This window comes from Streptomyces hyderabadensis (assembly GCF_020404845.1).
GTDB classification, from domain to species: domain Bacteria; phylum Actinomycetota; class Actinomycetes; order Streptomycetales; family Streptomycetaceae; genus Streptomyces; species Streptomyces hyderabadensis.
Genome location: NZ_JAIOJZ010000104.1, coordinates 1 through 12,856, shown reverse-complemented (window position 1 = coordinate 12,856; position 12,856 = coordinate 1). Strand labels below are relative to the sequence as shown.

At 74.5% G+C, this 12,856-nt stretch carries 12 protein-coding genes, 1 pseudogene and 1 riboswitch; of the genes and pseudogenes, 5 read left to right on the top strand and 8 right to left on the bottom strand.

Features of this window, described 5'->3' with window-relative positions:
- Positions 1-445 (top strand): TetR/AcrR family transcriptional regulator (locus K7854_RS36590; protein WP_226030871.1); only part of this gene is annotated, 445 nt, incomplete at its 5' end.
- A 141-nt stretch (positions 446-586) separates the two neighbouring features.
- Positions 587-2,191 carry an MFS transporter gene (locus K7854_RS36585; protein WP_226030870.1) on the top strand — a complete coding sequence of 535 codons (1,605 nt, stop codon included), beginning with the start codon at positions 587-589 and terminating at the stop codon, positions 2,189-2,191.
- A 16-nt stretch (positions 2,192-2,207) separates the two neighbouring features.
- Here the strand turns inward: K7854_RS36585 and K7854_RS36580 are convergent, their stop codons facing one another.
- The 7 genes from K7854_RS36580 to K7854_RS36550 form a co-directional block, all read right to left on the bottom strand.
- Positions 2,208-3,056: an ATP-binding cassette domain-containing protein gene (locus K7854_RS36580; protein WP_226030869.1), complete on the bottom strand. Its 849-nt coding sequence runs from the start codon at positions 3,054-3,056 to the stop codon at positions 2,208-2,210.
- Entirely contained in the window at positions 3,053-3,802 is a 750-nt protein-coding gene (gene cbiQ / locus K7854_RS36575) for a cobalt ECF transporter T component CbiQ (RefSeq protein WP_226030868.1), read from the bottom strand. Before cbiQ ends, K7854_RS36580 begins: the two co-directional genes overlap by 4 nt.
- Positions 3,803-4,141 (bottom strand): energy-coupling factor ABC transporter substrate-binding protein, encoded by a 339-nt coding sequence (locus K7854_RS36570; protein ID WP_226030867.1) that lies wholly within the window; start codon positions 4,139-4,141, stop codon positions 3,803-3,805.
- The gene (locus K7854_RS36565; protein ID WP_226030866.1) at positions 4,138-4,836 is read right to left on the bottom strand and encodes an energy-coupling factor ABC transporter permease; all 699 of its coding nucleotides are present in this window, start codon (positions 4,834-4,836) and stop codon (positions 4,138-4,140) included. Before K7854_RS36565 ends, K7854_RS36570 begins: the two co-directional genes overlap by 4 nt.
- 30 nt (positions 4,837-4,866) lie before the next feature.
- A riboswitch (cobalamin riboswitch) is annotated at positions 4,867-5,052 on the bottom strand.
- Positions 5,053-5,122: 70 nt separating this feature from the next.
- Positions 5,123-5,713 carry a MerR family transcriptional regulator gene (locus tag K7854_RS36560; RefSeq protein ID WP_226030865.1) on the bottom strand — a complete coding sequence of 197 codons (591 nt, stop codon included), beginning with the start codon at positions 5,711-5,713 and terminating at the stop codon, positions 5,123-5,125.
- 64 nt (positions 5,714-5,777) lie between these two features.
- Positions 5,778-6,266, bottom strand: a complete 489-nt coding sequence (locus tag K7854_RS36555) for a potassium channel family protein (RefSeq protein ID WP_372481118.1) — start codon at positions 6,264-6,266, stop codon at positions 5,778-5,780.
- Between the two features lie 71 nt (positions 6,267-6,337).
- Positions 6,338-7,708, bottom strand: a complete 1,371-nt coding sequence (locus K7854_RS36550; protein ID WP_226030864.1) for a chloride channel protein — start codon at positions 7,706-7,708, stop codon at positions 6,338-6,340.
- A 250-nt stretch (positions 7,709-7,958) separates the two neighbouring features.
- Between K7854_RS36550 and K7854_RS36545 the strand changes: the two genes are divergently transcribed.
- Complete coding sequence (locus K7854_RS36545; protein WP_226030863.1) at positions 7,959-8,426, top strand: DUF7144 family membrane protein; 468 nt, start codon at positions 7,959-7,961, stop codon at positions 8,424-8,426.
- An 82-nt stretch (positions 8,427-8,508) separates the two neighbouring features.
- On the opposite strand, the gene K7854_RS36540 is transcribed toward K7854_RS36545, so the two are convergent.
- Entirely contained in the window at positions 8,509-11,652 is a 3,144-nt protein-coding gene (locus K7854_RS36540; RefSeq protein ID WP_226030862.1) for an FAD-binding and (Fe-S)-binding domain-containing protein, read from the bottom strand.
- A 187-nt stretch (positions 11,653-11,839) separates the two neighbouring features.
- On the opposite strand from K7854_RS36540, the gene K7854_RS36535 reads away from it, so the two are divergent.
- Together K7854_RS36535 and K7854_RS36530 are read left to right on the top strand one after the other, a co-directional pair.
- Complete coding sequence (locus tag K7854_RS36535; RefSeq protein WP_052840009.1) at positions 11,840-12,232, top strand: cell division protein SepF; 393 nt, start codon at positions 11,840-11,842, stop codon at positions 12,230-12,232.
- Between the two features lie 92 nt (positions 12,233-12,324).
- A pseudogene (locus tag K7854_RS36530) lies at positions 12,325-12,856 on the top strand (ATP-binding protein); the annotation flags it as partial.

Here is a 12,856-nt window from a genome sequence, read left to right as displayed (position 1 = left end):
GGCGTCCGAGGTACTGCGGGCCGCGATGGCCGAGGCGGCGGGCCCGGACGAACCGGCCGACCGGGCGCTCGCGCACTTCACGCTGCTGATGTGGCGCGTGGGCGACCGCTACCGCATGCTGCTGGCCCTGGCCCGGCACGACCTGGGCGAGGAGCGCGTGGCCGAGATCCTGGCCCCGGCCCGTGCCGAGGTCACCGCCATCCTGGAGCGCGGCCGGCGGGGCGGGGTCTTCCCGGACCACCTGCCGCCCGCCGTGCTGAGCGCCGGTCTGGAGGCGATGATCGTCGCGCTCCTGGAGCAGGTCAACACCGGTGCCCTGGAGGACGACGGCACCCGGGCCGCCACCGCCACGCTGATCGCGGCCGGGGTGCCGGAGCGCCGGGCCCGGAGCGTGGTCGAGAGCGTGCGGCCCGCGGCGCTCGCGACCTCCGTCCCGGACGAGTAGGCCACCCCCACCCCTTCTTCACAGGCGCCCCCCCATGCGGTGGGCGCCTTATTTGCACGCCCGCGTGCAACAAACTACTCTGCTCTTGTCTGCTCATCTATGGGCAATTAACTCGCCCTCGTTCGTCATCCGGGAGCCCCCATGCCCCTGCTCGCCACCACCCCCGTCGAGAAGATGCCCGGGCCATACCCCCGGCGCTGGTGGGCTCTCCTGGTGCTCTGCCTGAGCCTGCTGATCGTCGTCATGGCCAACACGTCCCTGATCGTCGCCGCCCCGGACATGACGGCCGACCTGGGCCTGAGCAGCAGCGACCTGCAGTGGGTCATCGACGGCTACACCGTCCCGTACGCCGCGCTGATGCTGGTGCTCGGCGCGATCGGCGACAAGTACAGCCGCCGCGGCGCCCTGGTCACCGGGCTGGTGGTGTTCGCGGGCGGTTCGGTGATGGGCAGCCTGGTCCACGAGACGGGGCTGGTCGTCGCGGCCCGGGCGATCATGGGCGTCGGTGCCGCCGTCGTCATGCCGGCCACGCTGTCCCTGCTGGTGGCGGTCTTCCCGAAGGGGGAGCGGGCCCGCGCGATCACCGCCTGGACCGCCACCTCGGGACTCGCCATCGCCGTCGGACCGCTGGTCGCCGGGTGGCTCCTGGAGGACCACGCCTGGGGCTCGACCTTCCTGGTCAACGTCCCCGTCGCGGTCCTCGCCGTCGTCGGCGCGCTGACCCTCGTACCGCCGTCCAGGGCGGCCGGCGCGGGCCGCATCGACTACGTCGGCGGCCTGCTCTCCATCGTCTCCGTGGGCAGCCTGGTCTACGCGACCATCGAGGGCCCGCACTTCGGCTGGGGCGCCGGTCCCGTCACCGCGGCCGTCGTCGCCGGGCTCGGCCTGATCGCCTTCGTGGTCTGGGAGCTGCGCCACCCGCACCCCATGCTGGACGTGCGCAGGTTCCTGCTGCGGCCGTTCAGCGGCTCGATGCTGGCGGTGCTGTTCTTCTTCTTCGGCACCTACGGCGCCATCTACTACGCCACGCAGTTCCTGCAGTTCGTGCTCGGCTACGGCGCGCTGGAGACCGGCGTACGGCTGCTGCCGCTGGCCGGGGCCGTGTTCGTCGGCGCGGCGGTCACCGGACGGCTCACCCCCAGGCTGGGTGTGAAGGCCATGGTCGGCTCCGGCATGGCGATCGGCACCGCCGGTGTCTTCCTGCTCGTCCTGATCGACCAGGGCTCCGCCTACGCCGACTTCCTCGCCCCGATGCTGCTGCTCGGCCTCGCCATCGGCCTCAGCGTCTCCCCGGCCACCGACACCATCATGGGGTCCTTCCCGGAGAGCGAACTGGGCGTCGGCGGCGGCGCCAACGACACCGCGCTGGAACTCGGCGGCTCCCTCGGCATCGCCGTCCTCGGCTCCCTGCTCGGCACCGCCTACCGGGACGAACTGGCCGGCCTCGTGGGCGACCGGCTGCCGGCCGCCGCGCTGGACACCGCCCAGGACTCGGTGGGCGGCGGACTGGCCGTCGCCGAGCGGCTCGCCACCAACCCGGCCGCCGGACCCGAGCAGGCGCAGGCCCTCGCCGACGCGGTGAACCGGGCCTTCGCCCACGGGGTCGCCACGACCAGCCTCGTCGGCGGCATCATCATGGCGGCCGGCACCCTGATCGTCCTCGCCGTCCTGCCCGGCCGCCGCGCCCGCGCCGCCCGGCAGGCGGAGGAAGCCCGGGAACCGGAGTACAGCGGCTCGGCGAGCTGACCCCGGGCAGCAACCGTCACTCGGCCAGCGCCGCCAGCTCCTCCGCCGTACGAGGGCCCGGCGCCGACTCCGCCAACAGCCCCCGCGCCCGCAGCAGTCCGGCCGCCGCGACGCCCCAGGGCAGCCGCAGCCCGGCCCGCCGCAGCAGGTCGGTGCGGGCCAGCGTCCCGGCGGCCGGGCCGGTGCGCACCCCGTCCGGGGTGAGCAGGGCGGCGTCGTCGGACCAGCGCAGGGCGAGGTCGACGTCGTGGGTGGCCATCACCACGGTGGTGCCGCCCGCGCGCAGCCCGTCCAGGGTGGCGAGCAGCCGCTCCTGCCCGTCCGGGTCGAGCCCCGCGGTCGGCTCGTCCAGGATCAGCACCCGGGGCCGCATCGCGACCGCCCCGGCGATCGCGGCCCGCTTCCGCTGCCCGTACGACAGCAGGTGCGTGGGCCGGTCGGCCAGCCCCGCGATGTCCAGCGCGGCGAGCGCCTCCCCGACCCGGGAGCGGACCTCCGCGTCGGGCAGCCCGAGGTTCAGCGGACCGAAGGACACGTCCTGGCCGACCGAGGCCGCGAAGAGCTGGTCGTCCGGGTCCTGCACCACCAACTGCACCGTGGTCCGCAGCCGGGTCAGCCCCTTGCGGTCGTACGTCACCGGCGCCCCGTCCACCGTCAACGTCCCGGTGTGCGGCCGCAGTCCGCCGCTGAGCAGCCGCATCAGCGTGGTCTTGCCACTGCCGTTGCGGCCCAGCAGGGCGAGCGCCCGCCCCTCGCGCACCGCGAAGTCCAGACCGGTGACAACCTCCGGGCCCTCCTCGTACCCGAAGGACACGCCCCGCAGGGCGACCAGCACCGACGCGGCCGCCCCGGCCGACTCGCTCACGACAACGGCCCTTCCAGTACGAGGGTGAACGCGGCCAGCGCCGCCAGCAGCGCGACGCTCGCCGCGGTGAACGGCACGGACACGCGCGCCTCGGGGACCAGGACGCGCAGGGTGCCGTCGTAGCCGCGCCCGGCGAGCCCCGACTGGAGCCGCGCCGCCCGGTCGAAGGCCCGCACGAACGCCGTGGCGCCCAGCCCGCCGAGCGAACGCCAGGCGGCGGCCCGGGTGGTGTGCCCCAGCCGCGCGGACTGCGCCGCACGGACCCGCCGCATCGAGTCCAGCAGCAGGAAACTCATCCGGTACGTCACCAGCGCCACGTCCACGACCGGTGCCGGCACCCCGGCCCGCACCAGCCTCGGCAGCAGGTCGGACATCGGCGTGGTGAACGCGAACAGCAGCACCCCGAGCGAGGCCGCCGAGGTGCGCAGCAGCAGCCCGCCGGCGCGCACCGGACCGCCGTCCGCCGCCGTCAGGAACCCGTCCGGGCCGCCGACCTGCACCAGCAGTGGCAGCGCCCCGGTCACGCAGAAGCCCAGCGGCACCCGGTACGCCCGCCACAGCCGCCGCGCGGGCACCCCCGCCGGGCCGAGCAGCACGGCGAGCGCGGTCACCAGCACCAGCGCCGCGCCCGGCCAGGCCGGCAGGGAGATCGCGAGCACGGTCAGACCGAGACCGAGCACGGCCTTGTCCACGGGGTGGCGGCGGCGCCACCGGCTGCTGTGCGCCGCCGCGTCGATCGGCAGCACTCAGTCCCCCGCGGGCGCGTCCCGCAGCGCCTGTGCCGCCCGCTGCTCGCCCTGCCGCCGCCCCCGGCGCAGCCCGAAGTAGTACGCCAGCACGCCCGCGCCGAGCGCGGCCTGCAGCGCGAACAGCGCCGACTCGACCTCCCCGGACGGCGGTTCGTACAGCGGGGAGAACCACGGCTCGTAGTCCGGCTCGATCTCGGTGATCGCCGTCTCCGCCTCGGCGTCGGCCCCGGCGAACGGCTCCTCCTTGTGGTCGCCGAGCCCCAGCACCAGCGGCAGCACCGCCAGCGCGGCCACGGCGAGCAGCAGCAGGGCGTTGATCTTCGTGTTGCGGCTCATCGGGCCACCGCCTCCTGCCTCCGCTCGCCGGACCGGGTCAACAGCACGCCCAGCCGGGTCAGTTCGCCCTTGCTGGACTGCACGAGCAGCCGCATCACGATCACCGTCAGCAGGCCCTCGCTCACCGCGAGCGGAATCTGGGTCACGGCGAAGATGGACCCGAACTTGCCGAGCGCGCCCAGGAATCCGCTACCCGGGTCCGGGAAGGCCAGGGCCAGCTGCACACTGGTGACGCAGTACGTGGACAGGTCGGCGACGAACGCCCCGGCGAACACGGTGACCATCAACGGCACGTCCCAGCGGCGCAGCAGCCGGTAGACGCCGTACCCGGCCCAGGGGCCGACGATCGCCATCGAGAAGACGTTGGCGCCGAGCGTGGTCAGACCGCCGTGGGCGAGCAGCAGCGCCTGGAAGAGCAGGGTGATGGTGCCAAGCACCGCCATGATCGGCGGCCGGAACAGGATCGCGCCCAGGCCGGTGCCGGTCGGATGGGAGCAACTCCCGGTGACGGACGGCAGTTTCAGGGCCGACAGGACGAACGTGAAGGCCCCGGAGGCGCCCAGGAGCAGCGTGCTCTCCGGGTGCTCCCTGACCTCACGGGTGAGTGACCGGACTCCGTGGACGACGAACGGCGCGGACGCGACGCCCCAGGCGATCGCGTGCGCCGGTGGCAGAAAGCCCTCGGCTATGTGCATGGCTCAGCAGACCCTCTCCAGCACCTCGTGGATGGACGACGCGCCTTGGCCGGTCTCCTGGCTTACGGGTACCACCGCCCGTGCTCCGCCTTCCCGGACCGCAAGCGGTCCAGTGGCTGCCCCTGGGGGCCGGAGCCGGACTTCCCGATTCACAGTGGCGAGGGCCGCACCGGCATCACACCGGATTTCCCGTTCACCAAGGCGTGGCGACAGTAGTGCGCCCACCGGGCCGCGCACAAGCAGGCCTCGGGCCCGGCACCCGCACCGCCGGGCGGCCGCGCACCGCTCAGGGCCGTGCGAACGCCCGCCGCCGCTCCGTCAGCCGCCGCCGCTCGTCCTCGCCCATCGTGGCGAAGATCTCCGCGCGCCTGTGGTGCAGGGCACGCAGCTCCTCCTCGCCGAGCGACTCGGCCCAGCGGCGGCGGGCCGCGCCGAGGCCGGCCACCTCCTCCGGGGTCAGGGGGCGCTCCACGGCGGTCATCTCCTCGATCACGTCCAGCAGGGCCTCGGTCGAGCCGGCCGCCGCGGCGTCCAGCGCGCCCAGCACCCCCAGCAGCCGGATCCGCAGCTCGGCCGTCTGCCGCAGCCGCTCCTCGACGACGTCGAGCTGCCGCCGGATCAGCTCCGCCGGATCGTGATCCGGTTCCGCGTCCAGCACGGCGCGGATCCGGGCCAGGGGGAGCCCGAAACCGCGCAGCGCCAGGACCCGGTGCAGGCGCCGGACGTCGGCGGCGTCGTAGCAGCGGTGACCGCCCTCGGTGCGGGCGGACGGGGTGAGCAGGCCGAGCCGGTCGTAGTAGCGCAGGGTGCGGATGCTCAGCCCGGTCTCCCGCGCGAGTTCGCCGATGCGCATGGTGCCGTCGGTCGCGTGCGTCATGGGGCTCCTCCCGGGTCTGCGACCGAGGCTAGAAGGTGACGCGGCGGCAGTTTCAAGGCCCGCCTCAGCGCGAGCGGCCCCGCTGCGGCCCCCGGACCACCATGTCCCGCATCCTGGTGGTCAGCGCGGTGGCGGCGGCGGTGAGGAAGACGAAGCTGTACGCGATCTGCAGGATGGTCACCACCCGCGCGGCCTGGCCCCGCGGGGTGATGTCCCCGTAGCCGACGGTGGCGAGCGTCACCACGGTGAAGTACAGCGCGTCGATCCGGGTGTGCAGTCCGCTGAACTGGTCCGGCGACTTGGCCAGGGCGTAGTACGTGGCCGAGAAGACGTGCACGGACAGGACGATCAGCAGCGAGATGACCACCCCGGGACGGCTGTCCGGACGGTCGAGCAGCACGTGCCGGATCTGCCGGAGCAGCAGCACCGCCACGACGGTCAGCAGCACGGCGAACAGCACCCAGCTCAGCACCGGCCGCTGCGGCCCCAGGTGGTCGAGGGGCAGCAGGAAGTAGGCCACCACCACGGCGGCCGCGATCCCGGCGCGTACGATCCAGGGCCGGGCGGCTGCCCAGCCGGTGCGGGGGTGTGCGGTCCGGCGGGTCCTCCGGCCGGTGCGGTCCTTCACCGTGCCCCTCCCGCCGCCGGGGCCCCGTCCGGCTGCGCGCCGGACGCCTGGCCCGTCTGCGGGCCGGGTCGGCGTACCAGTTGGGCGACGATGAACGCGACCACCGACGCCGTCACGATCAGCGGTGTCTGGTCGTGGGCATCCCGGCCCAGCAGCAGCACCGCCAGGACCGCGCTGGCCAGTGGCAGTCCCGTCACCGCGGCCGCCGCGGCGGCGATGCCGAGGGCGAGCGCCGGGGTCGCGCCGAAGCCGGGCAGCCCGGAGCAGGCCGTCGCCGTCGCCGCGCCCAGCAGGACCGCCGGGAAGATCGGACCCCCGCGCAGGGCGCCCAGCGCGATGCCCCAGGCCAGCCCCTTGCACGCGACCAGCGCCACGAGCGCCCCCACCGACCAGGCGTGCGGGTGCGCGGCGAGCTGGGCGAGGGTGGCCTGGCCGGACAGTGCCGCCTCGGCCGGGGAGCGGCCGGTGATCAGCGCGTACGCGGCGACGCAGACGCCGACCGCGGTGGCGCAGGCGACGGTGCGCGCGGCGGTGCGGCGCCGGGTCCAGGTGACGGTGCGGCGGCCCAGCTCGCGGGCCAGCGTGACCAGCACGGCGATCAGCGCGGCGGTGGGCAGGCCCCACAGGAAGTCGCCCGCGTCCGGATTGGCCTGCGGCGGCAGATCGGGCAGGGCCAGTGCGCCGATCTCCAGCCCCGTCCACTGCCCGAAGCCGGTGAAGACCAGGGCACCCGTCGCGCTGGCCAGCAGACAGGGCAGCAGCAGCGCGACCAGCCGGGTGCCGGCCAGTCCCGCCCCCTCGATGAGCAGGACCGCCGCCGCCACCGGACCGCCGAGGATGGTGGAGATCGCGGCGGTGGAGCCGGCCGCGCCGATGATCGCGCCCGCCCGCTGGTCGCCGCCCGCGCCGGCCCGCCGCACCGCCAGCAGGGCCAGCCCGCTGCCGACCGCCATGAGCGGGGCCTCGGGACCCAGCACCACGCCGAGCGGCAGCGTGGCCAGCGCGGCCAGCACCGCTCCGGGCAGCGCGCGGGGGCCGACCGGCGCGCCGCCCAGGCCGTTGACCGGGAGATGGCCGCCGCCGCCCGGCAGCCGCGTCACGATCGGCGCCAGGACCAGCCCGGCGAGGACCAGCGCGGGCAGCGGCCACCACCAGGGCGGGGTGTCGTAACCGGCCGCCTCCGGCAGCGAGGTCCACACCCAGTGCTGCAGCGCGTGCTGGAGTCCGACGAAGAAGAAGCAGGCCAGCGCGATGGGCACACCGAGCAGCACGCACAGCAGCAACAGCCGCAGGTAGCCCGGGCCGAGCAGGGTCTGCCGCAGGGACTGCTCGGCCCGGTCCGGGGCGGCGTGCGCCGGCGCGGTCACGGCATCCGCCCGCGCGGGCCCCGCCCAGGCAGCGGCCGACTCGTCACACGCCCTCCTTCGTCCGCGGGTGCCGTTCAGTTAACGCGAGGCCGCGGGCCCCCGCATGCGCACGCCCGGCGCGCGATTCACCCGTACGGCGGACCCGCGTGGCCGGGGAGCGCGGGCGCCCGCAGGCTCGAAACGTCCTGTCGGTGCCGACGGCACCGGCGGGCAGCTGCCCCGTACGGGGGACACAGAAAGGACTCCGCTCATGAGCCAGCACGCCGAACCCTCTCCCGGCCGGCCGTCCCACGGCGGCGACGCCTCCTGGGCCCAGCGCTCGGGCGACCGCAGCAGCGGCTGGGTGACCGGCGGTGTCGTCTTCGCGGGCGTACTGCTGCTGCTGAACGGCGCGCTCGCCGTACTCCAGGGCATCGCGGCCATCGCCGAGGACGACGTGTACGCCCGTATCGGCACCTACGTCTACGAGATGAGCCTGACCGGCTGGGGGATCGTCCACGTCATCCTGGGCGCCCTCGTGTTCGTCACCGGGTACGGACTGCTCAAGGACATGGCCTGGGCACGGGTGGCGGGCATCGTCCTCGCCTCGCTGAGCCTGATCGCCCAGTTCCTGTTCCTGCCGTACTCGCCCGTCTGGTCCGTGATCATGATGGCGATCGACGTGTTCGTGATCTGGGCCCTGGCGAGCCGTCAGGACAACGCGTCCTCCCGGGCCTGAGACTCCGCGCCCGGACACGACGGACGGTCACCCCGCATCCTCGGTGGTGACCGTCCGTCGCGTCCGGGCTCAGGGTCCGGGCTCAGTGCCGGCGCAGGCTCCGGGCCAGCGCCGTCGCCGCCGCCGCGGTGCCCACGGCGGCCGCCGTCGTGGCCGCCAGCGCCAGGGCACGCGCCAGGGGCCCGGGAGCCGCCGGACGGGCACCCGGCGCGGTGCCGTACGCGCTGCCCGGGGTCTCGGCACCGGCCGCGGGGCCGGGCGGCAGGGCCGAGGCCAGCAGCTCCGCCAGGTGCACGCCCTCGTGGCCGCCGCTGTCGAACTCGTGGATCTGGGTGCGGCAGCTGAAGCCGTCGGCGAGGACGACGGTCGACTCGTCCTCCTCGCGCAGCCGCGGCAGCAGCACCCGCTCCGCGCACGCCTCGCTGACGTCCAGGTGACCGCGCTCGAAGCCGAAGTTCCCGGCCAGCCCGCAGCAGCCGGAGTCCAGCCGCTCCGCGTCCACCCCGGCCCGGCGCAGCAGCTCCTGGTCGGCCTCCCAGCCGAGCACCGCGTGCTGGTGGCAGTGCACCTGGGCCAGCGCCCGCGCCGACCGGTCCGGGACCTGCGGCGGCTGGTAACCGGGGGAGTGCTCGGTGAGCAGCTCCGACAGCGTCACCGTCTGCTCGGCCAGCCGCAGCACGTCCTGGTCGCCGGCGAACAGCTCCGCGGCGTCCGCCCGGAACACGGCCGTGCAGCTCGGCTCCAGCGCCACCACCAGGCCGCCCGCCCGCACCCGGTCGGCCAGGGCGCGCACCGTGCGGGTGAGGACCTTCTCGGCCGTGCCGAGCTGCCCGGTGGAGATCCAGGTCAGCCCGCAGCACAGCGGCCCGTCCGGCAGCTCCACCCGCCACCCGGCGTGTTCCAGCACGCGTACCGCCGCCCGGCCGATGTGCGGGTGGAAGTGGTTGGTGAAGGTGTCCGGCCACAGCAGCACCGACCCGCGGTGCCCGTCGCCCTCCGGCTCGTGCTCCGCGAACCACTGCTCGAAGGTCCGCTCCGCGAACAGCGGCACCTCCCGGTCCGCCACCCCCGCCACCAGCACCGCCGCCTTCGACAGCAGCGGCGCGTGGGTGAGCGCGTTGACCACCGGGGCCAGCCGGGTGCGGCCCACGACCTGCGCGAGCGCGGGCAGCCAGCCCATCGACCAGTCCGAGCGTGGCCTGCGCCACGGCCGTCCCGCGTAGTGGTGGGACAGGAACTCCGCCTTGTACGTGGCCATGTCCACGTCCGCCGGGCAGTCCTTCTTGCAGCCCTTGCAGGCCAGGCACAGATCGAGGGCGTCCTTGACCGCCTGTGAACGCCAGCCGTCCCGGATCGCGCCGTCCCCGTGCCCGTCGAGCATCTCGAACAGCAGCCGGGCCCGGCCCCGCGTCGAGTGCTCCTCCTCCCGGGTCACCTGGTACGACGGGCACATCACGGTGCCGTCGCTGGTGTGCTGCCGGCACTTCCCGACGCCGACACAGCGGTTGGCCGCCTGGGAGAACGAGCCCCCGTCGTGCGGGAACCGGAAGTGCAGGTCGCGCGGCTCGAACGGGGCCCAGTCACCGCCCAGGCGCAGATTCTCGTCCAGCCCGTACGGCGCGATCACCTTCCCCGGGTTCATCCGGTCCAGCGGGTCGAAGACGGCCTTCAGCCGCCCGAACGCCTCGACCAGCCGGTCCCCGAACATCCGGGACAGCAACTCGCCCCGGCTCTGCCCGTCCCCGTGCTCCCCGGACAGCGAACCGCCGAACTCGACGACGAGGTCGGCGGCCCGCTCCATGAACCGCCGGTACGCCGCCACCCCGTCCGCGGTGTACAGGTCGAACGGGATCCGGGTGTGCACGCAGCCCTGCCCGAAGTGGCCGTACAGGCTCGGACCGGTGTCGCTCAGATAGCCGAACTCCTCGAACAGCGCGCGCAGCCGCCGCAGGTAGTCGCCCAGCTTCTCCGGAGCGACCGCCGAGTCCTCCCAGCCCTCGAAGGTGTCGGGCTTGCCCGGGATGTGCGCGGTGGCGCCCAGCCCGGCCTCGCGCACCTGCCACAGGTCCTCCTCGTGTGCCGGGTCGTCCAGGAACGCGCAGTCGGCGTCGTGCGCGGAGCGGTGCACGGCCTCCAGCATCCGGTGCGCCCGCGCGTCGGCCTCCTCGACGGTGTCACCGCCGAACTGCACCATCAGATAGGCGTTGCCCTCCGGCATTTCGGCCAGCGCCTCGGGGTTGAGGTGCTTGATCCGCTCGTCGCGGACCAGCCGGGCGTCCACGCCCTCCAGCGCGATCGGGTCGTGCGGCAGGATGTCGGGCACCGCGTCGGCGGCCTGGTCGATGGTGTCGAAGCCCAGGACCAGCAGGGAGCGCTCCTTGACCACCGGCACCAGCTCCAGCTCCGCCCGCACCACCGTGACCAGCGTCGACTCGCTGCCCACCAGCAGACCGGCCACGTCGAAGCCGTGCTCCGGCAGCAGCGAGTCCAGGTTGTAGCCGGAGACCCGGCGCGGGACGTCGGGGAACCGGCGGCGGATCTCGTCCCCGTAGGTGTCGCGCAGCGCGCGCAGCCGCCGGTAGACGGTGGCCCGCAGATCGCCCTGCCGCTCGATCTCGGCGTACTCCTCGTCGTCCGTCTCCCCGCACCAGAAGCGGGTGCCGTCGTAGAGCAGCACCTCCAGGCGGGCGATGTTGTCGACGACCTTGCCGTGCGCCTGCGCGGTGGCGCCGCAGGAGTTGTTGCCGATCATGCCGCCGAGGGTGCAGTTGGCGTGGGTGGCGGGCTCCGGCCCGTAGCGCAGTCCGTACGGCGCGAGCTGCCGGTTCAGGTCGTCGAGCACGATGCCGGGCTGGACGACGCAGGTGCGGGCGTCGGGGTCCACCGACTCGAGCCGGGTGCAGTACTTCGACCAGTCGAGGACCACGCCCGCGTTGGTGCACTGCCCGGCCAGGCTCGTCCCGCCGCCCCGCGACAGCACGGGCGCGCCGAACTCCCGCGCCACGGCCACCGCCTCCGCCCCGGCCTCCGGGGTGCGCGGGAGGACCACGCCGAGGGGTGTCTGGCGGAAGTTCGACGCGTCCGTGGAGTACGCGGCCCGGCTCCCGGCGTCGAAGCGGACCTCACCGTCGACCCGTTCGCGCAGCGCTGCCCGGAGCGAGGCGGTGTCGACCGGCGGCGGTGCCCCTTCGCGCGTGACGGGCTCGGGCAGATCCAGCGCACCCATGGGCACTCCGTAGGTCGATGGGCGGCCCGGGAGGGCCGGATGTGGCCGTCGCTGAGTACCCGGCCCGCCACAGGGCAATCACCGGACACGGAGCGTCGCCGACCGTGTCGCTGTTGGGCCGAACGGGTGACTTGGCGTAAGAATTGGCTGGTGCAGGCAATGAAGGCGAGTGGAATCGGGGGAGCCGGTGAACAGCCACGACGTCACCGATGAACAGTGGGAAGGGCTCGCCCAGGTCGTGCCGTTGCGCGGGCGCGACGCCTGGCCGTCGGCGGTCGGTCACCGGGCGATGCCGGAGGCGGAGACGGAGCGGCGCCGCCGTTTCGTGGTCCTGAGGGTCAATGTGTTCGCGGACGCCCGCGAGGTCGCCGAGACCCTGATGGCGGGGATCCCGGTGCTCCTGGACCTCACCAGCGCCGAGGGCGAGGTGGCCAAGCGGGTCCTGGACTTCAGCACCGGCGTCGTCTTCGGTCTGGCCAGCGGGATGCATCGGGTGGACCGCAACGTCTTCCTGCTGACCCCGGCGGGCACCGAGGTGAACGGGCTGATGGAGAGCGCGGTAGGGGTCCCGGGAGTGTGACGGGCCAGGGACCCGGCCGCCCGGTCCCCCGATCGTAGGAAAGCCTTCCGGGTAAAACGGTTCGGCGGCCGGTGCGGTCCTACGGTCCGCATATGGCAGCGTCATCTGCGTCCTCCGTGTCACCCGCGGCCCCGGCACCACCCGCGTTCTCCGCGCCGTCCGGACCGTCCGCGTCATCCGCGTCATCCGCGCCGTCCGGACGGTCCGGGTCGACCGGGTCCGACGGGCCTTTTCCCGACCGCCCCCGCGTCACCCGGCTGCGGCTGTCCGCCTTCGCCGGGCACCGGCGCGCCGTGCTGCGGCTCGGGCCGCTCACCGTGCTCGCCGGGCCCAGCGGCAGCGGCAAGACCAGCGCGCTCAGGGCGTACGACGCCCTGGCCCGGCTCGGCGGCGGCGCGGAACTCGGCGCGGTCTTCCCGGACCCGACCGCGTGCGTGCCCGAACGGGCCCGGCCCGACGCGCAGCACCGCCGGGGCTTCCGCATCGGCTGCACGGCCGACGGCGCCGCGGGGCGGGTGCACCTGGACGTCGCCGTGCAGGCCGAGCCCGAGCTGCGCATCGTAGGGGAGCGGCTGACGGCGGACGGCGTCGTGCTGCTCGAAACGGCGCTGCGCGACCCCGGCC

Excerpts from the sequence above, each read along its gene's own strand:
- K7854_RS36585 (WP_226030870.1), top strand. The coding sequence starts at position 587 with ATGCCCCTGCTCGCCACCACCCCCGTCGAGAAGATGCCCGGGCCATAC.
- K7854_RS36570 (WP_226030867.1), bottom strand. The coding sequence starts at position 4,141 with ATGAGCCGCAACACGAAGATCAACGCCCTGCTGCTGCTCGCCGTGGCC.
- K7854_RS36565 (WP_226030866.1), bottom strand. The coding sequence starts at position 4,836 with ATGCACATAGCCGAGGGCTTTCTGCCACCGGCGCACGCGATCGCCTGG.
- K7854_RS36560 (WP_226030865.1), bottom strand. The coding sequence starts at position 5,713 with ATGACGCACGCGACCGACGGCACCATGCGCATCGGCGAACTCGCGCGG.
- K7854_RS36545 (WP_226030863.1), top strand. The coding sequence starts at position 7,959 with ATGAGCCAGCACGCCGAACCCTCTCCCGGCCGGCCGTCCCACGGCGGC.
- K7854_RS36540 (WP_226030862.1), bottom strand. The coding sequence starts at position 11,652 with ATGGGTGCGCTGGATCTGCCCGAGCCCGTCACGCGCGAAGGGGCACCG.